The organism is Vulcanisaeta souniana JCM 11219 (assembly GCF_026000775.1).
GTDB lineage: Archaea > Thermoproteota > Thermoprotei > Thermoproteales > Thermocladiaceae > Vulcanisaeta > Vulcanisaeta souniana.
Genome location: NZ_AP026830.1, coordinates 2,403,299 through 2,425,277 on the forward strand (window position 1 = coordinate 2,403,299; position 21,979 = coordinate 2,425,277).

Consider the following 21,979-nt stretch of genomic DNA (forward strand, 5'->3'; position numbering starts at 1 on the left):
TAGAATTAAAAAGTGATCTCACTATACACAAGGTTCAATTAAGAGGATCTATGCAAAGCTTGCTACAAAGATCTTTTGTTAATATCATATGAATCAATGGGTATTGCATTTAAATAATTGCCTCAGGCTCTATTTAGTACTGTGCCATGAGGTTAATAAGAGTTGAAGATTCAGTTGGCCAAGTGCTTGGTTATGACACAACATATGTGGGTAGGGATGGAGCGACAGTACTGCTACCCAGGGGCCACGTAATCACTAAAGATGATGTTGAGAGACTTAGGGATTCCGGCGTTTACTTCGTGTGGGTTGAGGGTAATGAAGAGTCAAGTGACTTAATGTATGAGTGGGAAGTTTCAGAAAGGGTGGCCAGGGCCGTGGCTGGGGATAACACGTACGTTAAGCCCGCTAGGCAGGGCTCCGCTTGGATCATGTCCAGTATTAATGGTGTCCTCAGGGTGGACATTAATGGATTAGTGAAGCTAAATCTAAGCGGTAATGCCTTGCTAATAACTAAGCAGGATATGAACGGTGTCGTTAAAGATGAACTGGTGGGCATTATAGACGTTATACCACTGAGTATGCAGAGGGAAGAAGTCGAGGAACTGCTGAGGTTCGGGAACTTAATTAACGTCGTACCCTTCAGAAGGAGAAGAATTGGTGTTATAATTACTGGCACTGAGATCTACCAAGGAAGGAAGAAGGATCTTTACTACCCTATTATTAGGGCTAGGACAGATAAGTATGGTTGGGAAATAGTATTTAACACAATAGTACCTGATGATGAGGATAAGATAATGAGCGCGATGAAAGAGGCTATTAATAATGGCGCCGAGGCCTTAGTGATCACTGGCGGCATGTCCGTGGACCCAACAGATAAGACGCCGATTGCAATAAGGAGACTTGGGGCTAAGGTCATAGCGTATGGAGTGCCCATTAAGCCAACGACTATGGTCATGATAGCCCTACTCAATGAGGCGCCAATACTTGCGGTATCAGCTGGAGGAATATACTACAGCGATTATAATGCTATTGACATATTCCTACCAAGACTCATGGCAGATCTAGTGCCCAGTAGGGAGGAAATTGCGGCAATGGGCCATGGAGGATTACTACCAAGCTATAAGCCCGAGCAAAGAACTTAGTGAAGGTTATGTGTTTTGTTTTTGATTTGTTTATATTTTGAATATTGTTTTAAGTTTATTCTATATAATATTATTAAGTCCATATGAGTAATCCTTAAAATCCCTAAATTATATTATAGTTTAATGAAATTAACAAAACTTGTTCTGGAGCACGATGATTGGTCAAGCGTTGTTCCCAGTAATGTTCAGGCACGAACCATAAAGAGCATTCCCATTGAGAATAAAGACCTTATTATCGCATTAGTGCTGGTAAAGGCCCCTAATGCGCGTATCATTAAGGAAGCATTATATAGTATCAAGAGGAATAGGCGTGTAAAAAGCATTGAAGTACTTGATAACGTGATAACGAGAAGCTACGCTATGGCCTTACTAAGTATTTTATCAAGATACACGGATAGTATTACAGAGACAGCGGTTAATTTATCGGCAATATTCAGTGAGCGTGTACATGATAATAAGGAATATTGGACCTTCCTAATTAATGGCAAGTCGGCAGAGACTGCCCTTATTCAAGATTTAAAAGAAAGAGCTGAGGTGCTGGCGTATTATTCCTTTGATATCAAGGGTATGTTCAGGAATTATAGTAAATATACCCTTACTGATAATGAACATAGAATTTTAAAGACAGCATATGAGCAGGGATATTTTGAGTGGCCTAAGAATGCAAATGCTGAGGAGATTTCAAAGTCCCTTAATATAAGTAAGGTTACCTTCATTCAAGAATTAAGGAGGGCGCTTCGTAAATTGGTTTTAAAAGAATTAGATTTTGACAACGTTGATTTTATGGGATTTTATTGATTCAAGTATTCTGAAGGTCCTAATAGCATCCTCCATGGTAGATAAAGGAGGTCTTTTGTTAACGATTGTCTCATCTATGAAGTATGATACTATGTTGAAGAAGCTTTCCTGGAAGTCTATGGTTCTTGATTGATAGTAACTCGCGCTCTGTGAATATGTTAATGACTCCATGGAATTGAACGTAAATACCCCCTTTTCGAAAAATACCTTAACCATCCAGGTCCAGGAGGTTGGGGTTAAATCATCGCAACACCAACCACTTAGTATATGACCTACGACACCATTCTTAAACTTAAGAATTGCTATTGCTAGATCATCAATATTCTTATGTTCCTTATATGATACATTATCTAGGTAACCCGCCACGTACTCCACATCATTGAATAAAAACAGCAATGAATATACTAGGTGATATGCCTGTGTTATTAACGTACCATGATATTTCCTGGCATTCTCCTCAGATATCTTATGAAATACACTTGCAAACGCATAAAGCGGTTTCCCTAAATTACCGCGTGTAATGATATCCTTAAGCCTCATTATTTGCGGAGTATAGATGTAATTATGCACGGGCATACATATTACATTATTTTCCTTGCATGTCTTTGCCATGAGTTCTACGTCCGGTACTGTTAATGCAGGTGGTTTCTCCACCAACACATGCTTACCAGACTTTGCGGCTTCTATGGTCTGCGGTAAATGATCTTCATCTCTACTTGCAATTATTACAGCATCAACATCATTATCCTTACATAATTCTTCATATGATGAGTAGGCCTTGACACCGTACATTTTCGCAATTTCTTTTGCTCTTTCAAGTGAATGAGAGAAAACTCCAACTAGTTTACCATGCTTAGACCCTAGGATACCCTGTATATGTAACTTTGATATTTCACCCAGACCTGATACGGCAACGCCGACTGTTCTCTCCATTTCACTCACCTAGCTCGGCCTGGAATTTTTCCAGATGCTTAACTTTTTCATACGCATTTTTCAATGCCTCCTCGGCCTTGATTTCGCCTCTTACGGCCTTATTCAATATGGGCCATATATTTTCCGTAAATTCCCTCCATTTAACTACCTTAACAGGTAAGTAGGCCTCCTCAATTATTTTCCTGTAGACGCTTAATCTATGATTTTCAAAATAATTATCCTTAGAACTATCCAGGAGCATTGCAAATACGCTTGTTCTTGCCGGTAAAAAGCCCTGCGACTTGCTTTCAAAGTATTGATTTTCTGTAGACACCATGAATAAAACAAAAGTCGTGGCCAATCCCTTCCTCTTGCTCCACCTAATTACGCTTAATCCATGAGAACCACCATAAACCCATAAACCGCCTTTTCCCTGGGGAGGCAAGGCAATACTAAAGTCATCCCATATACTTGATTGCCTTGGGTCTCTAAATACATAGTCCCAACCAGGCCAATCAAGAACCATAACCACCTCACCAGTTTTAAATGCCTGACTTACATCATCATAGAAGAAGTCAGGTGTACGCGGGTGGGTTATTTTATACTTTACATGTAAATCAGCAAGAAATTGAAGAGCTTCTATACCTTCCTGTGAATAAAACGCAAAATGCTCGCCATCAATTAACTTACCACCAAATGAATGTAGAATTTCCATAAACCGACCAACTAATGCATGTCCGCGGGCAGCGAAGGTGTACGGGTACATATCAATTTTATTTTCCTTGATCTTAATAGCCACCTGCAAGAGCTCATCCCATGTCTTAGGTGGTTCTTCACCTATTTTATTAAATACTGATGTACGGTAATGAAGTGAAGACACATCAATAAATCTTGGTGCTATAAGTACCTCCCCCTTAACCGTCACAGCTTTCTTGAGCGGGCCAGGTAAATCGTTCAGCATTATCTTCGTGCTTTCTGGGTCTGTTTCCGTAAGATCTAAATAAAGATGTTTATAGGACCTAAGGAAACTAGTGTGGGAAGAAATAACATCAACATCTTCACCGCCATTAAGGTTATCCTTAAACGCATTAAGTTCTGGATGTGAAAATTCATGTAAAATATTTACCTTTATTGAGTATTTACGTTCAAAATCAGGTATTTTGCTGTATAGCACTTCATATGGTTCAAAGCCCTTGCCGCCTATTAAAACGGCATTGAGTACATCCATTAGTATTAAAAGTCCTGGATCATATTTAAACTATAATCCTAACCCTGTTTGAATTCAAGGAGGAATTTTAAATTTTAAATTTTGTTATACTATTCGATCAGTGGAAGCCTGTTGCAACAAATGATTGGTCTGAGCCAGCGGGTACTGGCCATGGTGAATTCAGTCCAGGCGGTGCTGGTACTAATCCCGTCTTCTCCATGCAATCGTAAGCATAGTATGATGGTGCCTGTATTGCAGGATTCTGCGGCGTGAGCTGCTGAGCAAGTAATAATAGGTATATTGGTGGTGGTGCTATGTGATCGAGAATCATGGAATACGTAGCATTGCATGAAACCACAGTGTATGTTGGTGAGAATATAGTGGCGTTAGCAGGTAGGTTTAATTGCCCTGTATATATGTAGAAGCCAGCCCAAGTTGCCCAATAGCCCATGGTAAATGGTACTTGCTGTATCGTCATTATCACTGTACCATTTTGAATTAACTGAAGCCATGTCGGTAATTGTGCATCGAAACCAAGTATGTAAATGCCTCCTTGACCTATCTTATATCCAGCAGCCTCTAGTGCCTCCACATTTGCTATGGCCGTTAATAAATTAGCATCTAGATATGCAGTAACTGACGTACCGTATTTAGGCACTACCTCACTTATTGTTGCATAGGCCTGTGCCTGATCATCCTGGTTTGCCTGTATTACCCCTAGTATTTGCGCAGTACCGTTTTGTACCAACGGCTGAAGTACTTGTTCAAAGCCCTCCGTTCTTAATGCTAAAGTCTCCACACCCGGTAGTCCAGTTACTAATACAAACTTCCATGGAGTGGGTACATTCTGCTCACGGAGGTACCCCAGGAATGATAGCAATTCCTTCTCGGCCGCTATTTCATTATTGGTTCCAATGTACAGATTTCTAGCGGCCTGGTTTGGCACGTCTCTGTCAACCAAAATTACGATTATGCCCTCCTGGCGAAGCTTAAGAAGCTCGCCCTGTACAGCATCAGAGACAGTACCTATTACAATTATATTGGGATGCAGTGACGCAGCCTCCTCTAATTGGGATATTTGTTGACTCACGGTTGTTGCGTCAAACTCCTCATAATTCACAGTATAACCTAGCGATCTAAGCTGTGAAACTGCAGTTTGTATACCTTGAGTTATTAGGTTGTACCAGAAGTTCGCTGGGGCTGGGTTAAAGAAGAAAATGGTGATTGTCTTATTACTGGCGGGGGGTGCTGTAACGGTCACAACCGTTTTAGATGAATGCACCATGGCTAAGTAGCCAGCAACTGCAGCCAATACTATCACTATTACTATTAACCCTATGGATAAGGTTTTCCAGTTCATACCATTATGCTTGTTGCTTATGTTCTTTATAAATATAAATCCTAACTAGGTTTTATTAAAATCTTGAGGAGGGAATATTTATAAGAAATTAAATGTACTATTTCGAATGATGCCTACTAATGCTAATAACGAGGACAATGTATTGTTACTGGCCGAAAACATAACAAAGAGGTTTCCTGGTACTGTAGCTCTGGATAACGTAACCTTCGATTTAAAGTACGGAGAGGTACATGGACTCCTCGGTCAAAACGGCGCTGGCAAATCAACCTTGCTAAAAATATTATACGGCTATTATAGACCTGATGGCGGTAGGATGGTAATTCAGGGAAGGGAGGTGAGGTTTCATAATACAGCGGATGCGCGTAAACATGGAATAATATTAGTTAATCAGGAAATTACGTTAATGCCCCACCTTACTGTATATGAGAACATTGCCCTATTGGGGTTCCTATGGGGAAGGGCATTTTCCAATTTTAATAAAAATGAAACTAGGTCCAAAATTAAAGATTTAATGGGTAAATATGGTATTGAATTAAATCCTGATTTGAAAGTACGTGAGTTAAATGCGGCAAGTAAAATGCTTGTTCAGATACTAGCGGCATTAAGCATGAATGCCAAAGTAATACTCTTTGATGAACCAACAAGCCCCATGTCGCTCCGAGAGACCGAGCAAATACTTGACGTAATTAGAACGCTTAAAAAGAATGGAATAAGTATTACATTCGTAACACATAAGATCCAGGAGGCCATTGAGATTTGCGATAGAATTACAGTACTAAGAAATGGTAAAGCTATTGGTACCGTAAATAGCTCCAATGTAACCGAAAAGGAATTGGCAGAGATGATGTTAGGTACAGAGCTTAAGGAGTTTTACTCCGTTAAGGAGGGCTGGGTAAATAAGGTAGTAGAAATGAAAAATGCTCCAAAAGTCCCTCTTATTGAACTCCATGATGTATATACAATTCCTATAAAGCTTACTGATGTGCCATTAAGGGGTGTTAACCTGAGGATTTATGATGGAGAGGTAGTTGCGGTATTTGGTCTAATTGGTGCTGGTAAATCAGAACTTGGTAGGTTATTGGTAGGCCTAGGAAAGACCAGCAAAGGAAGGATTCTATATTATGGAAAGCCCATTAAAATTAAATCACCCACCCATGCGCTAGAAAAGTATAAGATAGCTTATTTACCTGAGGATAGAAAAACCGATGGAATAATACCGCATTATTCAGTGGCGTCAAATATATCAGTATCAGCCTTGTCCGTGATATCAAGGATCAAGTTTTTACTGGATTTGAGAAAGGAACATGATCTGGCTACTACGATGATAAGGTCATTTAATATAAGGACCGCATCACCCTATGTTAAGATTACCTCGTTAAGTGGCGGAAATCAGCAAAAGGCACTTGTCGCCAGGGGACTGGCAAGCAAAGCTAAATTACTTATAATTGATGAACCCACAGTTGGCGTTGATATAGGGGCAAAGATAGAAATAAGGAAAACCATTTATAAATTGTCTAAGGAAGATAACGTATCAGTATTAGTATTAACTAGTGATCTTGATGAGGCATTGGGTATGGCCGATAGACTGTACTTCATGCATGAAGGTAAAATAATAAGGGAATACGTAATTAAGCCAGATAATGTTGAGGATGTACGTAAGAAAGTAATAGAAGACTTAGCCCAAGCATCCACATATGGTGCCCAATTAACCTAGTTAGGAATTTACCTTAAAAATAAAATTAATATTAATTATGCGATGAGTTCAAGCGATGGCAAGTCAGAAACCGTTGCTGTTGAGAAAAAGAAATCACAACGTAGTGTCTTAAGGAGATTTTTAGACTTTTATAACCAGCAGGAAATTGCAAGACCTCTTATTCCCTTTATAATAATACTGGTGGCATCAATTGCCTTATCGCCACAGTATTTCTTATCTCCATCCAACCTTAAGGTGGTACTATTTCAATCAGCGCCAATAGCTTTACTGGCCCTTGGTGAGGGCATGGTTATAATAATGGGAAGTATAGACTTGACTCCTGGTTCGGTGTCAGGGCTCTCTGCATTGGTAACGGGACTTGTTACATTATCCACTGGAAATATTACATTAGCAATAACTATAGCAATACTTGCTGGACTCGCCGTAGGCGCTATAAATGGACTTTTAGTTAGTAAGTTTAAGGTCTATTCATTCATAGCAACACTTGCCGGGCTTGAAATATGGAGGGCTGTGGATTTAACAATAACAGGAGGGTCACCCATATATGGACTTACACAATATAGTTTTTTAATGAATGATTTTCATACATTTATACCTCTTGTTTTCATAGTAGCATTGGCAATTACCTTGGTATTTTGGTACTTATTAACAAGGACCACATGGGGACGCATAATATACGGTATTGGTAGTAACGAGGAGGCCGTTCGATTAGCAGGTACCCATGCTGACCTAGCGAAATTCCTTGCGTTTACAATAGCCGGTTCGCTCTATGGATTAGCAGGGGTTATGTTGGTGGCTACTGGAGGTTATGTTGTTGATCCCTGGACCGCCTATGGATATGAATTATATGCCATAGCTGCCGCTGTTTTGGGGGGCATTGCATTGACTGGAGGTACTGGGCATCCAATAGGTCCATTCTTTGGTGCATTAATATTAACAATATTAACTGATATATTGATTATAATGGGGATAACTCAATATACAATACAGGAAATTATTATAGGGATAATCTTAATAGCAGCAGCACCTGCATTAACCAGAGGATTAAGGTGGGTGAAGTAAGCATGTCCGTATTAGTTACAGGTGCAAGTGGGCAAATTGGTAGATTTGTAATTGATGAGTTGCTTTCACGTGGTTATGACGTGGTTGCATTTGACGTGCGGTTTGACCCATACCTAGTAAGTAAATCAAAAAGTAATGATAAGCTCAAGCTTGTTTCCGGAGACATAACTGATATTGAGGAAGTATTAAATGCAGTTAAGAAATATAATACTAAGAGGATAATACATCTAGCGGCCCTTGTTTTATTTGAGTCACGAATAAGGCCCTTGAAGGCCATTAAAGTAAATATATTGGGCGCATTAAATATGTTTGAGGTAGCTAGATTAATGGATTTGGAACGAGTCGTTTATGCAAGCTCTGAGGCAGTTCTTGGTTCCCCAAGCGATTATAGTCTGAAGGTAGTTAATGAAGATGTCCATCCATTGACCCCGCCTGAACCATATTCAATAACTAAGTTTGTGGATGAATCATTTGGTGTATTTTACAGGGATGTGTATAATGTGGATGTTGTTGGCGCAAGGCTTACATCTGTATGGGGTCCTGGACGCTATACTGGTTATACCGGTCAATTCAATAATTTCCTCAGGGAATTAATACTGAAGGGTTCCGCCAAGGTGCCTGAGGACTTTGCATATACGGAGGCAAAACTTAGATGGTTATATGTACGAGATGGCGCCAGGGCATTCGCGCATGTAGCTTTAGTTGATAAGGCCAAGGTAAGAAGATCGATTTATAACATAGGCAGTGGAAGTTCATGGAATGTAATCAATATGTTAAATGTAATCAAGGAAGTATTGCCTAATGCAAAGGTTGATTTTACACCATTAAGTAAACCCACGGAGAACTCTTCAAAGATACCAGGGCCGGCTGGACTTGATGTTGACTGTTCAAGATTATACAATGAATTAGGCTTTGAAGAAAAATATGGACTCAAAGGTGGTCTTCTGGATATGATAAATTATGTAATGAATTATGAAAAATAATAAATATTTTTAAATTAAAATGACTCAATATATCATGCTTTTATTATAGTTAATCAGATAATGCTTATCAATAGCAACAAATTACATACCTTCTTTACCGCTAAATATCTTTTTAATAAGCTTCATTACTAATCTCTCTCGGAACGTCTCTGCATCTAATCGATCATACTAGGTTTAATAACTCGTTAAATCAATACGGTAATGCGGAAAACCTGAAGAGATATTGCATTAGGGGCATTGCCATAATTGATCTTGTGCTTGATGAAAATATCCAGAAGCAACTCATTGGAAAGCACTATGTTGAGTAATGAACTTGCCAGGAAGTACATGACCAAGACCAAGGAGTATGTGGGTAAGGGTAACGCTGTACAAGCGTCGGAGAAGGCAGACAAGGCACTGAGGAAGTCGTGAAGGCACTAGCGCTAAAAAACGCAACTACTTGAGTACCAGGAGGTAATTAAGAAAGCAGGTGATGCACACATAAATTAGGCACTGCCGTAATAAGTTACTAAGGGCATCAGGCAACTGGGTATTTAACAGATGGAACGGTGCATATATTCTCCATGTTTGGATTTTCATGAGACCGAATTGACCGTAGACGAAATAGTTAGTTATATGGATTAGGTTGAGAGAATTGTTAAGGATACTGAGAGAAAACTGACGCATTAATCAGGATCAAATATGTAAAATAAAGTGTTTTTAAATGGTTTATGCTATAGCATCGCCGTGGCATTTTTCGGTTGGGTTGGGAAGGTATTATATGTTGATTTAAGTAATAGTAAGACCTGGATAGAGAGTGTTAGTGGGGATGTTTATGATAAGGTGCTTGGTGGTGAGGGTCTTGCAGCATACATAATCTATAAGCACCTTAGGGGGATAAAGGGTCCGCTTGACCCATCTAACATCCTTGTGTTTGCAACAGGACCCTTAACGAGCGATATCATTCCGCAGAGCGGTAGGGTATCTATAGGGTTCATATCGCCACTGACCGGGATATGGGGTTCAACCCACGTGGGTACTAGGTTTGCCTATGACTTGAAGAGGGCTGGTCTTGACGCCGCGATCGTGATAGGTAAGGCTGAGAAGCCTGTTTATATATACATTGCGGAGGAGCAGGCAGACATTAGGGATGCCAGTAGGTACTGGGGTCTTGACATAGTGGAGACCGTGAATTCGCTGAGGAGGGACCTTAATGATCAATCAATTAAAGTGCTTGCCATTGGACCTGCTGGGGAGCACTTGGTTAAGTTCTCGACGATAGCAAATGAGGAGGGTATCGGCGGTAGGGCTGGGGGCGGCGCTGTCATGGGTAGTAAGAACCTGAAGGCCATAGTCGTTAAGGGAACTAGGCCCATTGAGTATGCGTATCCTGAGGAGTTGAGGAGGTATGTTAGGGAGTTGAATGTCAAACTGGGTAGTTCCGCAAGGGGTGCTTCGCTTAGGAAGTTTGGCAGCGCTGGTAGTGTGGGTGTGTACAATGAAATCGGTAATATTCCTGTGAGGAACTTTGCCTGGGGTAGGTGGGATGATAATGAGGTCTTCAAAATAACTGGCGAGACTATGACGAAGACCATACTCGAGAGACCATACCCATGCACCACATGTCCGGTGGCCTGCAAAAGGTTTGTTAGAGTTAAGCCAGGTAAGTGGTTTGATAGGGAGTTCAGGGGCTTGGGTCCCGAGTACGAGACCATATCACTATTCGGCACAAACCTGTTAATCAGTGACCTGGAGGCCATAGCCAAGATGAATGAGGAATGCGATAGACTTGGGCTAGACACAATATCCACAGGAAATGTGATCGGGTTCATATTCGAGGCAGCCGAGAAGGGCTTGATTAATAAGGAAATTGATGGGTTAAGACTTGAATGGGGCAATGCCGATACCGTGATAAAGCTAATACGAAAGATAGCCTATAGGGAAAGTATTGGTGACCTATTGGCCGAGGGCGTTAGGAGAGTTTCGGAGAAGATTAGTGGGCAGGACTTTGCAGTCCACGTTAAGGGTTTGGAAATGCCTGCTCATGATGGTAGGGCATTCTTTGCGCATGCCCTGAGTTTCGTAACGATTAATAGGGGTGCTGATCACCTGGGTTGGTCTCACATGCCGTGGAGAGGCATTGCAGTACCTGAACTCAGTATTAATGCAAGGGATGATAGGTATAACGAATCCGACGAGGTTGTGGACGTAGTTATCAAGATGCAGAACCTAATGACTTTATATGATGCACTAATAATGTGTAAGTACGCATTCTCAGCTGGATTGACCGTGTCAGACATAATAAACCTACTAAGATACACAACAGGTAAGGAGTATACAGTGGCGACACTCATGGAGATTGGCGACAGGATCTGGAAAATAGAGAGGTGGATAGATAATCAACTCGGGATAACGAACAAGGATGACAAATTACCAAGAAGAATGTTGACCCCACATGCAAATAGGAACGATACCAGGGTTCCTTACGTAGTTGAGAAGTGGCTACCTGTATACTATAGGAGGCGTGGGTTGACGGAAGATGGGGTGGTTAAGGAACTCGATGTATGATTTAATCTATCAATCCTAAAAGGTTTATTTTCTGGAATTATGTTTAAGAATACTAAACTATTTATCGCATCATGTTATTAGAAAAGTTTTTAAAATACCAGAGGAGAGAAAACAGTAATGTTAAGGATAACGGATGTTAAAGCTTTTACGGTTCAATCAAATTTTGAATGGGGATTTATCAGGATATACGCTGGTGATTTATATGGAACTGGGGAAACCGCTGGATCACCATTGGCAATAAATAATGTAATACCCTACGTTAGAAAATTGCTTATTGGTGAGGACGCATTAAAACGAAATAGAATTTTGGAGAAACTTAAGTACGCGTTCTCCTACTCAGGCACCACGGTTTACTTCATTATTTCCGCAATAGATATTGCACTACACGACTTAATAGGTAAGTATCTCAATATACCTGTTTGGAGGTTAATAGGCGGTGACAGGGATGAAGTGAGGGTTTATGTTGATGCCCACGCATCGAAAAGTATGGAAATAGTAGATGCAGCATTGACAGAGGTATTTCCTGATTGGATAAAGCAATACGGTGATAAAACGAGGTTTGAAACAGAACGTATGTCCACACTTACGGAACCCATGGTAGGTAGGATCTCAACGCAGCAATGGAATAAGGATTATACACCAGAGAATTACGCGGAAAGAGCGAGGGAAATAGTTAACGAGGGATTTACAGCAGTGAAATTCGACTTAGACATACCAACACCTTACCTAAAGGATTATAACTCTAGGTCAGGCCAATTATCACTAAAAGACATTGATTACCTGACTTCTATTGTTAAAGCTGTCAGGGAAGCCGTTGGGGATGAGATCGATTTAATGTTCGATTTACACTGGAAATTCAATATTAATACGGCGGCAAAAATATGTAAGGCATTAGAGCCGTATAGGCCGAGGTGGATTGAGGATCCAACGTCAGCCTTCTCATCACTTACGTTAAACATGGATGAAATAAATCTTGTAACACAGAAGTGCTGTGTACCAATAGCAACGGGTGAAAATCTATTCACGTATTACCAATTCAAGGATTTATTAAAAACTGGTATTTCGATCTGGACGCCGGATCTGACTAAGGCTGGAGGCATTACTGAAGGCGTCAAGATATCTGAACTTGCCTCGCTTTTTGATATCGAAATATCTCCGCATAACATAGCCTCACCCATTGGTGCCATGGCGGCCGCGCATGCGATGTCTGTGGCTAATACCTTTGGGGTTCTAGAGTGGCATGCCCATGATCTTCCCTTCTGGAATGATATAGTAAAGCCAAAGAGACGTATTATAGATAGGGGCTTTATCAGGCTTACTGATGAACCAGGGTTAGGTATTGATTTAGACATGGATGCCATGAAGAAAATATGGTCTGACTTTGAAATATGAAGAAACCATGCATATTAATTAAAATACTCTGTACTTATTCCATACATCTCTTGCTGATTTACCACGCCTTAATTCCCTTTTGGCATTGCTCTCCTTAGTGACCTTTTCTATGGCGTGCGTGATTACATCATCAATCAGTTCACTTGGGATAATTACTACTCCATTTATATCGCCAAATACTAAGTCGCCACTTTTAATCTTAATACCGTTAATTATCACCTCCTTACCATAATCATCTGCATCACCTCTACCCTTAATATCATAGGGTACAAAACCCATTGAAAACACGGGGAATCCCATTCTTAATATTTGATGAGTATCCCTTGTGAAGCCATGCGCAATGGTGCCCCTGGCTCCTCTTGCCATTGCTGCCGTGCTTGTTAATTCACCCCAAGCCGCTGCTCTATTCTTTATTGATTCATCAACCTCAATTACAATAACAGCATCCTCTGGAATATTATCAAGAGCCTCAAGAATCCCCTTATATGGATTACCTGGGTCGTAATCCTTCACCTTATTTAAATGCATTGGATAGGCATATCCAATTACTACGAAATCAGGGTTTAATGGGCGTATATCACCTGGCAATACGTGATCTGAAACTCCTAACTCATCTAAAATATCTGATAACACCGGCGAATATAATACTTTACTCAAATAATCTAGATTTAACGCATTCCCCATATAATTACCTTATTGATTACCCTTAAATAAAGTAATAATATAACATGTATTATGCAACTAAATAATAATTTATCTTAACTCAACATAAAGATCCCTTACATGGATTTTCCCTACTGACGATTGATATAAATATTTCATCTGAACGAATTTAATGAAAGATGACATAATTATAGAACCAGACACATGATTAACTTATCGACCTTAGGTTATAAAGTCTTTGATAAGGTATCGGCACTGCGCTTGGGTCAACATGAACATCAACAACCACGGCCCTGTCAGAATCAAGGGCATCCATAAGCAATGGCTTAAGGTCCTCCCTACGGGTTATTGTAATACCCTCCGCACCCAATGACTTAGCTAATAACGCGAAGTCAATTCTCGGCAACCTAACCAAAGCCTCAGTAACACCGCCAAACCTAATCCTCTCATAAACACCCAAAACCCTATAGATCGAGTCATTAAACACCACTATCCTTGGCTTAGCACCATACTGAACAGCCGTTGAAACCTCAAGCCCAGTCATCAGAAACCCACCATCACCAACCAGGGCCACCACATCCCTATCCGGATAAATTATTGAAGTAGCTACCGCGCCAGGTACTGCAAGCCCCATCGAGACGTAACTAGTACTCGTTATGTAGGACTCGCCATCGTAGACGGGCATTAGAAAACTCTCGATCCTATGGGCACCAACATCACCAATAAATACAGTCCTACCCCTATTAAAGACCTCCCTAACAGCCCTAATGACCTCCCAAGGCTTAATTAAACCACTCACATCCTTATAATAACTCTCGACCTCCCTATTCTCAACAACCCATAACTCCCTGAGCTCATTAACGACATAGTCCCTACGCCTAACCCTTAAACTCCTCAGCGTCTCAAGTGATTTAGCTAGGAAATCCCTGGCGTCGGCATGCACCTTAATGTATGGTTTATATGCCCTGCCAAGGTCATAATCATCAATATTAACATGAATTAACTTACCACGAATCTCGAGACTATACCTACCAGTACCAATTTCGCTAAACCTATTGCCAATAGCCAACACGACATCAGCCCTCTTAATAACCTCATAAGCAACCATATTACCCGCCTTACCTGCGGCAACGCCGGCATAAAGTGGATGGTCAGGAGGCACTAATCCCTTAGCCATTATCGTAGTAGCCACAGGGGCATTCAAGGTCTCAGCAACCTTAATCGCCAATTCCCCAGCCCCTGACAATAACACGCCCCTACCAAGCAGGAGCACGGGGAACTCAGCATCAGCAAGCAGCTTAGCAACCTCCCTAGCAACATTACCATCAGCTACCGACTTCTCAACACCAATGCTGCTAACATTGACCGGGGAAACCTCAACCTCTGAGTCGAGTATATCCAAAGGCACCTCAATATAGACCGGACCGGGCTTACCACTAACCGCAACCCTATAAGCCTTGATCAAGGTCTCGGAAATACCACCAACACCATTCAACCTAAACGAAGCCTTAACAACATTGCCTAGGGTATTGAATTGGGTGTCATCACGCAACTGATGCATGTGAGTGCCCTTACCGCCAACCACCGACGGTGCAATAATAATTAAAGGATCACCCTCAACAAAAGCCTCAGCAATAGGTGACAGGGCACCAAAAACGCCAGGACCAGCAGTAAGCACGAGCAAGCCAGGCCTAAGCAACAACCTAGAAGAAACAAGTGCCATGAAACCTGCGGAAGGCTCAAACCTCGAATTAACAACAAACCCACCCCTATCAATTAAGGACCTCAACAAACTCAAAATATTCTCAGCGGCCACAGTAAAGACGTACTTATTAACGTTAGTAAACCAATCAGTGATTGCTTCGTAAACCTTCATACAATGCTTACCTCATTTAAGGACTTAAGGGTTATTATTAACCTTATAATTTTAAATAGGTCAATAATACATATTAAGTTTAATATTTAATTGATAAGAAATATTAATAAATAATTCCCAATAAAGGAATTTGAACAAAGATGGGACCAGACAAGCTACTTATGCTCTATTAGGCCCAGAAAATAGGTTTCTTCCTTGATGCCTATTGATTTAATGTTCGTAACTGCAATGACCCAATATTAGTAAAGGTCTTGTTGCCGTCAAAACGCCAACACGAAATGCCAACACGGTTCGCCTATTTCATCACACTTTTTGATCAAGTCGGTATTACATTTTGGTAATTACGCCGAACTTAATCGGTAGGAGGAATATCCTGCTTTACACGTTGCTTAGTACCGGTATACTTAGTGCAGTCACCGCCGTAATACTTACGTATGTTCAAGTTGGTATTATAGCATACATAATATTTATAATAATAGGTTTATTGAGGACATATTCATTTACAGCGAATATACCGCAGGTAATGCTGTTTCTCTCAATATTATTTTATCCGGTGCCACATAACATGCGGATAATTGCCGTAATAATGCTAATGATTGATGGAACACTATCCGCAATGGGCATCTACATAGAATTAAAAACAAAGAGGCATTAGTTTAATGATATTAAGTGCATGGGTTGGTTTAGCGGCCTTTGCAATACTCCCTCAGGATCTTCATCAGCGCTATTCCGTCTTCATTTCCATAGCCTTTACCGCTGGCCATTATGTAGAATTGAACAGCAAGGCTGGCCATGGGCAATGGACAATTAATGTTTTTGGCCGACTCTAGTGTGTACATTAAGTCCTTTATTATGAAGTCAATTGGAAAATATGCCGAATAATCCTCCTTAAGTATTTTCTCATGCCTTGCATCGAACCAGTAATTATAAGCAGCAGTATCCTTGGCGGCTTTCAGAAAATCTTCAGCACTCATGCCGAACTTAGTAATGAATTGAAGACCTTCAAGGAACACCAATAATTGGGCAAAGCCCATCGTATTCGTTATCAGTTTAAAGGCCACCGCAGTCTCTATTCTACCCATGTAGTAGATCCTGCCTGAGGATAAGTCCGTCAGTACCCTCTGAACATTAGAATTCCCAAGGAGTTCCTTGGGTCCACCAATAAAGAGTGGTGTTTCACCCCTCTCGGCCTGAGGAACCGTTAAACCCAACATTGCCACGAGAAAACCAACGCCCTTCCTATTACACTCCTCGGCAAGTTTTAGTTTACTTGGTATGTCCGTGGTGGTGGTTTCAATCGCAATTAACCCAGGTCTAGGGGCCCTAAGGATGCCATTCTCGTCTAGGTAAACGCTAAGCATATCCTCAGACTTAGGTACATTAGTCAGGAGTACATCCACAATTGAGGCCATTTCGGCAGGTGAGGACACACCTTTGGCCCCAAGTTTAATGAAGTCCTCAACCTTAGACTTAACAATATCATAGACGTATAATTCATAGCCCCGTCTCAGTAGGTTACGAGCAAAGGCGCCGCCCATTCTGCCTAGACCAACAACACCAACTTTCATTAATGTAAATAACGTAATGCCATATTTAAACACTGATTATTACATATAATATTACTAGAAATAATCATTATTGCCAAGGTATGATGATATGATCTTCCTCAGGGCGTTCCTAAGGTGTATATTTACAGTAGCCTTACTGATATTGAATTCCTTAGCGAGATTATCGAGATTAATGCCCCTTGGGTAATTAAAGAACCCCTTGTGATAAGCTGTCTGGAGGATTTTTCTCTCGATTTCAGTTAAACTGTAAATGGGTGATGTAAATACCATGGTTTTTGGAAACCTACTTACTTTATAGGTTATTATTTTTCCATGATTGCTAAGTTCATTATGTAACTCAGTTAACGAAGTTTCTAGTTCATTGGTGTCTTTGGTGAAGAAGTATGCTGTGAAGTCCTTGGTTCCGCTGTCTACATACGAGCTTATCACGATACCACCGTGTTCAAGGATCACATACTTAAGCATGCCCTTAATATCCCCTAGGAAAACAAGTTCATAACTACGATTATTAATTTTACCAACTGAAACCACATCAACAATATTTCCAAGATACCTAAATCTTCTAATAAAGGACTTAACAGTACCACCTCTGTTCCCAGTTACGGTAATTACCTCGAAACTATAACCCCTATCATTAAATGGATAATAATACCTCATAGAAGTCCGAACACCCTCAAAATCCCTCGTATAATAACTCCAATCATTATAATGCTCAATCCGAACATAAAGCTTAGCTAATCTCACAGTAATAAGTATATTTTTTCTCTTATAAGTTTTATCTATATAAATTTGAAAAATTAATAATCAACATACTTACCAGGATTCATCAGATTGCTAGGATCAATTAATCTCTTTATGTTCCTCATCAAATTCAACGTAATAACATTGTTTCTTTCAATATATTGTTCATGTAGCAATGATTTCTTTTGAAGACCAATACCATGTTCACCGCTTATGGTGCCACCTAATTCAATAGCTATCCTGGCAACTTCCTCATATATCTTCTGCGCCATATTCTCCTCGCCTGACTTAAATAGTATGTGCGGGTGCATATTTCCATCGCCTATGTGCGCCAATATTGGCATTGGTCTCCCATACTTCATGCTAATGCTCCTTAGCTTGCCTATGGCTTCGACTAATTTTGATACGGGCACTGTTATGTCCTCAGAATAGAAGTTACCGTACATGGTCTTGATAGCCTCCCCAGCCCTTGATCTGTAATCGTACATTTTATTGGCATCCTTATCCATTAATTCATGCACTTCACCAATGCGAGACGCTATATCCATTAATTCAAGTGCATAATCATCCTCGATGATTATAAATACTAAACCACCGTTAGTCTCCTTAAGGCCTGCATTAAATACTTCATTCACGGCCCTTATTGAATAGTAATCCATGTACTCCATAAGCTCAGGTATGATGCCCCTACTCCTAACCTCATACACAAACCTAGCCAGCATATCCATATTATCTAAGTATACGATGAATACCCTAAGGTGCCTACGGGATAACGGCATAATCCTAAGCCAAGTCTCAGTGATTATGCCCAAGGTACCCTCACTGCCAACGAATAGATGAACTAGGTCATAGCCAGCCCTGTTCTTTCTCAATGGTTCACCAACCCTAATAGCATCGCCACTTGGCAACACAATTCTTAGGGCGAGTACCCAGTCCTTGACAGTGCCGTATCTCACGGCCCTCATACCACCCGCATCAGTCGCTATTATCCCACCTACAGTACACATGTAGTGACTAGCTGGATCAGGCGGGAATAAGAAACCATATTTATTAAGCTCCCTATTCAAGTCATCAAGTATAACACCAGGTTGAACCCTAACATACCAATCAACAGTATTAACCTCAAGTATCCTATTCATACTACGCATATCAATTAGGATGCAGTCATTGCAGGAAACGGCACCGGTAAGGCTCGTCCCAGCACCCCAGGGCACTATTGGTACGCGATACTCATTAGCTATCTTAACAATGCTAATAATGTCATTTTCATCACGCGGATAAATAATTATTAACGGCCTTACTGGAAATCCTATAAAATCACTCCTTGTCCCAAACTCGAACTTTATTCCCAATGAACTAATGCGCTTAATGACGTTATTCCTATCTGCCATATAATAATGAGATCTTGAGGGTTCAAATAAGTAGGCAATTTAACAGATTAGAGTACTCACTAAAATAATATTCTTAATATAACTATTCTGATGTCACAGGGAGGGCAATACTCAAGGGAAGAAATCGAGAAGGGTATAGCCAAGATCTACCAGACGGTGCTTGGTACAAAGAATATAACCGCAAGGTACATAGTCATATTGGCCCTGGCGTCATTATGGGTTGATGCCTATGATTTCGCTGCATTCACGTTCGGTACAGCTGCATTTAAGGCAACATTCCCATGGATGTCCTCCTTCCTATTTGGATTAGCCACTGCAGCAGTACAGATAGGTGCCACCATTGGTGCTGTAGCCGGTGGTTGGTTGACGGATAGGATTGGTAGGAGAAACATGTTCATCATAAACATGATTTTATTCACGGTAATGGCCATTGGTGCGGGCCTTGCCCCAGATCCGTATACATTCACAGGGTTCAGAATAGCACTTGGTTTTGCACTAGGTGCTGATACAGCCACGGGTTTCGCCTATATATTTGAATACCTGGAAAAGACACAAAGGTTGTTCTGGAGTAATTTGTGGCAGTTACAGTGGTACCTAATGTACCTCATTACCATAGCAATAGTTGTTTTACCCTTATACGCAATCCTTCATACGCTACTGCATCCTATATATTGGAGGGTAATCATGATATTGGGCGGTGTTTTTGCCTTTATAGTACTTATGCTACGAAGTAGAATACCTGAGTCAGTTCTTTGGTTGGCGTATCAAGGTAGATTGGCCACTGCAAAACGTATACTTAAGCAGACCTATGGTATTGACTTACCGGATGTACCTGACGTGGATGTTACATTAAGGAAGGTTGCAAGAAGCTGGAAGAGCGCCTTCAGTATATTCAGGAGGAATAAGTGGAAGGAACTTGTTTATTGCTTTAATGGCAACTTTGAGCAGGCTATTGAGTTCTACACATTTGGTTTCTACATGCCCTACATATTATTAACAATGCACTTGGCGGGTAGTTTAGCGACGATAGAGGCCTCGGCGGTCTTCTACGGTGTCGGCGTTGTTGCGGGTATCGCCACGGCTTACTTCACCCCCAGGATCGGCACTAAGTCTCAATACGTTTTAGGCGCATTCCTTGCCAGTGTAGCCCTATTTGGGTTAGCATTTACCTTCCTTTACCACTGGCCGTTATGGCTATTCGTACTGTGGGCCTCAGTATTCTACTTCGGCCACGTGATCGGACCCGCAAGTCAGGGTATGACCTCTATAAATGCAGCATTTGGTGCAAGTGAAAGGGGTACAGCCGCCGGTTGGGGATACTTCTGGGTGAAGCTTGGTGCTGTATGGGGCTCGTTCTGGGCACCCTACCTGCTAGTGGTGATTAAACCTACAGGCATGACTGAAGTACTCGGCATATACGCCTTGGCTACCGCTATATTAGGTTTAATCATAGGCTTTGATGCACGTAAGTATCACCCACCTGAACTTACTGAGGAAGTAAAGGCACAATAAGAATCAAATTCTAAAAGGCTAAAAATTAAAAATTATATTTCTAATATATTAGATTATGCATATAAGTAATCCCAAATCAACCTAGATACTGATGAACATTAAGTTTGCCGAAATAATATTAGAGAGCAAACCTTCCTGGTTTTGGCGCGTTCTTAGACAGGTCGGTGTTGAGTACGCCACGGGTGTTTTGCCCAGGTGGTTTGCTGATTGGAGGCAGATTGAGGAAGAGAAGCCCTGGGATTACGGACCTTTAATGCGTTATAAGAACATGCTTGAGGACAACGGGTTGAAGCTGGCTATTATTGAGGATAATCCTCCGATGGATGGCATTAGGTTTGGTATTCCCAGGGTTAGGGAGGAGGAGCTTGATAATGTGGCTAGGCTTATTGAGAATATGGGTAGGTTGGGCGTTAAGATCTGGGTTTATAACTGGATGGCTGGTATTGGTTGGGCTAGGACTCATACACACATTCTCAGTAGGGATGGTATGTACGTGAGCGGCTTTAACTACAAGAATATTGAGGGCGCTCCGCCTTATAGGCTTGTTAAGGAGTATGGCGTTGACGCGAATAAGCTTTGGGAGAATTTGAGGAGTTTTCTTGAGTATATCATGCCTCTTGCCGAGCAGAGGGGTGTTTACCTGGCGATGCATCCTGATGACCCACCAATACCTGAGTTTAGGGGTGTACCTAGGATCATGAATAGTGTTGAGTCTTTTGAGAAATTAATTAATTTAGTCAAGAGCGAGCATAATGGTATTACCTTCTGCATGGGTAATTTCACGCTCATGACTGATGATGTACCTGGAACCGTCAGGAGGTTAAGGGATAGGATTTACTTTGTGCATTTCAGGGACGTAAAGGGTGATAAGTATAACTTTGTCGAGACGTTAATTGGCGAGGGTAAGACTGACCTAGTTGAGGCTGCCAGGGCAATGCTTGAGATAGACCATGAATGGTATGTTAGAATTGATCACGCACCGACTCTCGAGGGTGATACCGAATTGGGTGCCGCGGGTTATAATTACCTTGGTAGGCTCTACACGATTGGTTATATCAAGGGTTTGTTTACTGCCGTGGCTAGGCAATTGGATAAATGAAGAGGTATTTAT

At 41.1% G+C, this 21,979-nt stretch carries 19 protein-coding genes; 11 read left to right on the forward strand and 8 right to left on the reverse strand.

Annotation, left to right across the window (positions count from 1 at the left end):
• Positions 1-146 precede the first annotated feature (146 nt).
• Positions 147-1,142 (forward strand): molybdopterin-binding protein, encoded by a 996-nt coding sequence (locus tag Vsou_RS13125; protein ID WP_188604245.1) that lies wholly within the window; start codon positions 147-149, stop codon positions 1,140-1,142.
• A gap of 123 nt (positions 1,143-1,265) precedes the next feature.
• Positions 1,266-1,940: a helix-turn-helix domain-containing protein gene (locus Vsou_RS13130; protein ID WP_188604246.1), complete on the forward strand. Its 675-nt coding sequence runs from the start codon at positions 1,266-1,268 to the stop codon at positions 1,938-1,940.
• On the opposite strand, the gene Vsou_RS13135 is transcribed toward Vsou_RS13130, so the two are convergent.
• The 3 genes from Vsou_RS13135 to Vsou_RS13145 all read right to left on the reverse strand — a co-directional run bounded on the left by Vsou_RS13135 (position 1,902) and on the right by Vsou_RS13145 (position 5,419).
• Positions 1,902-2,873: a Gfo/Idh/MocA family protein gene (locus tag Vsou_RS13135; RefSeq protein WP_188604247.1), complete on the reverse strand. Its 972-nt coding sequence runs from the start codon at positions 2,871-2,873 to the stop codon at positions 1,902-1,904. The two genes, Vsou_RS13130 and Vsou_RS13135, sit on opposite strands and share 39 nt — an antisense overlap.
• 1 nt (position 2,874) lies before the next feature.
• Positions 2,875-4,080 (reverse strand): extracellular solute-binding protein, encoded by a 1,206-nt coding sequence (locus Vsou_RS13140; protein WP_188604248.1) that lies wholly within the window; start codon positions 4,078-4,080, stop codon positions 2,875-2,877.
• Positions 4,081-4,177: 97 nt separating this feature from the next.
• Positions 4,178-5,419: a sugar ABC transporter substrate-binding protein gene (locus Vsou_RS13145; protein WP_188604249.1), complete on the reverse strand. Its 1,242-nt coding sequence runs from the start codon at positions 5,417-5,419 to the stop codon at positions 4,178-4,180.
• A 106-nt stretch (positions 5,420-5,525) separates the two neighbouring features.
• Between Vsou_RS13145 and Vsou_RS13150 the strand changes: the two genes are divergently transcribed.
• From Vsou_RS13150 to Vsou_RS13175, 6 genes are all read left to right on the forward strand, one after another.
• The gene (locus Vsou_RS13150; protein ID WP_188604250.1) at positions 5,526-7,133 is read left to right on the forward strand and encodes a sugar ABC transporter ATP-binding protein; all 1,608 of its coding nucleotides are present in this window, start codon (positions 5,526-5,528) and stop codon (positions 7,131-7,133) included.
• 42 nt (positions 7,134-7,175) lie between these two features.
• Complete coding sequence (locus Vsou_RS13155; protein WP_188604251.1) at positions 7,176-8,195, forward strand: ABC transporter permease; 1,020 nt, start codon at positions 7,176-7,178, stop codon at positions 8,193-8,195.
• A gap of 2 nt (positions 8,196-8,197) precedes the next feature.
• Positions 8,198-9,178: an NAD-dependent epimerase/dehydratase family protein gene (locus Vsou_RS13160; RefSeq protein WP_188604252.1), complete on the forward strand. Its 981-nt coding sequence runs from the start codon at positions 8,198-8,200 to the stop codon at positions 9,176-9,178.
• A gap of 261 nt (positions 9,179-9,439) precedes the next feature.
• On the forward strand, positions 9,440-9,589 hold the full coding sequence (locus Vsou_RS13165; protein WP_188604253.1) for a PaREP1 family protein: 150 nt from the start codon (positions 9,440-9,442) through the stop codon (positions 9,587-9,589).
• Positions 9,590-9,904: 315 nt separating this feature from the next.
• Positions 9,905-11,725, forward strand: coding sequence for an aldehyde ferredoxin oxidoreductase family protein (locus Vsou_RS13170; RefSeq protein ID WP_188604254.1), 1,821 nt, complete (start codon positions 9,905-9,907; stop codon positions 11,723-11,725).
• 117 nt (positions 11,726-11,842) lie between these two features.
• Complete coding sequence (locus tag Vsou_RS13175) at positions 11,843-13,117, forward strand: mandelate racemase/muconate lactonizing enzyme family protein (protein ID WP_188604255.1); 1,275 nt, start codon at positions 11,843-11,845, stop codon at positions 13,115-13,117.
• Positions 13,118-13,135: 18 nt separating this feature from the next.
• On the opposite strand, the gene Vsou_RS13180 is transcribed toward Vsou_RS13175, so the two are convergent.
• The gene (locus tag Vsou_RS13180) at positions 13,136-13,750 is read right to left on the reverse strand and encodes an RraA family protein (RefSeq protein WP_188604256.1); all 615 of its coding nucleotides are present in this window, start codon (positions 13,748-13,750) and stop codon (positions 13,136-13,138) included.
• A 238-nt stretch (positions 13,751-13,988) separates the two neighbouring features.
• Entirely contained in the window at positions 13,989-15,656 is a 1,668-nt protein-coding gene (locus tag Vsou_RS13185) for a thiamine pyrophosphate-binding protein (protein WP_188604257.1), read from the reverse strand.
• Between the two features lie 334 nt (positions 15,657-15,990).
• Between Vsou_RS13185 and Vsou_RS13190 the strand changes: the two genes are divergently transcribed.
• Complete coding sequence (locus Vsou_RS13190; protein ID WP_054844587.1) at positions 15,991-16,311, forward strand: hypothetical protein; 321 nt, start codon at positions 15,991-15,993, stop codon at positions 16,309-16,311.
• A 28-nt stretch (positions 16,312-16,339) separates the two neighbouring features.
• On the opposite strand, the gene Vsou_RS13195 is transcribed toward Vsou_RS13190, so the two are convergent.
• From Vsou_RS13195 to Vsou_RS13205, 3 genes are read right to left on the reverse strand one after another with little or no spacing between them, the layout of a single operon-like run.
• Positions 16,340-17,224, reverse strand: a complete 885-nt coding sequence (locus tag Vsou_RS13195; protein WP_188604258.1) for an NAD(P)-dependent oxidoreductase — start codon at positions 17,222-17,224, stop codon at positions 16,340-16,342.
• 54 nt (positions 17,225-17,278) lie between these two features.
• Entirely contained in the window at positions 17,279-17,968 is a 690-nt protein-coding gene (locus Vsou_RS13200; RefSeq protein WP_188604259.1) for a helix-turn-helix domain-containing protein, read from the reverse strand.
• 53 nt (positions 17,969-18,021) lie between these two features.
• Positions 18,022-19,356: an FAD-binding oxidoreductase gene (locus tag Vsou_RS13205; RefSeq protein ID WP_188604260.1), complete on the reverse strand. Its 1,335-nt coding sequence runs from the start codon at positions 19,354-19,356 to the stop codon at positions 18,022-18,024.
• Between the two features lie 90 nt (positions 19,357-19,446).
• Between Vsou_RS13205 and Vsou_RS13210 the strand changes: the two genes are divergently transcribed.
• Complete coding sequence (locus tag Vsou_RS13210) at positions 19,447-20,868, forward strand: MFS transporter (RefSeq protein WP_188604261.1); 1,422 nt, start codon at positions 19,447-19,449, stop codon at positions 20,866-20,868.
• A 91-nt stretch (positions 20,869-20,959) separates the two neighbouring features.
• Positions 20,960-21,967, forward strand: a complete 1,008-nt coding sequence (locus Vsou_RS13215) for a mannonate dehydratase (RefSeq protein WP_188604262.1) — start codon at positions 20,960-20,962, stop codon at positions 21,965-21,967.
• Positions 21,968-21,979: the final 12 nt, after the last annotated feature.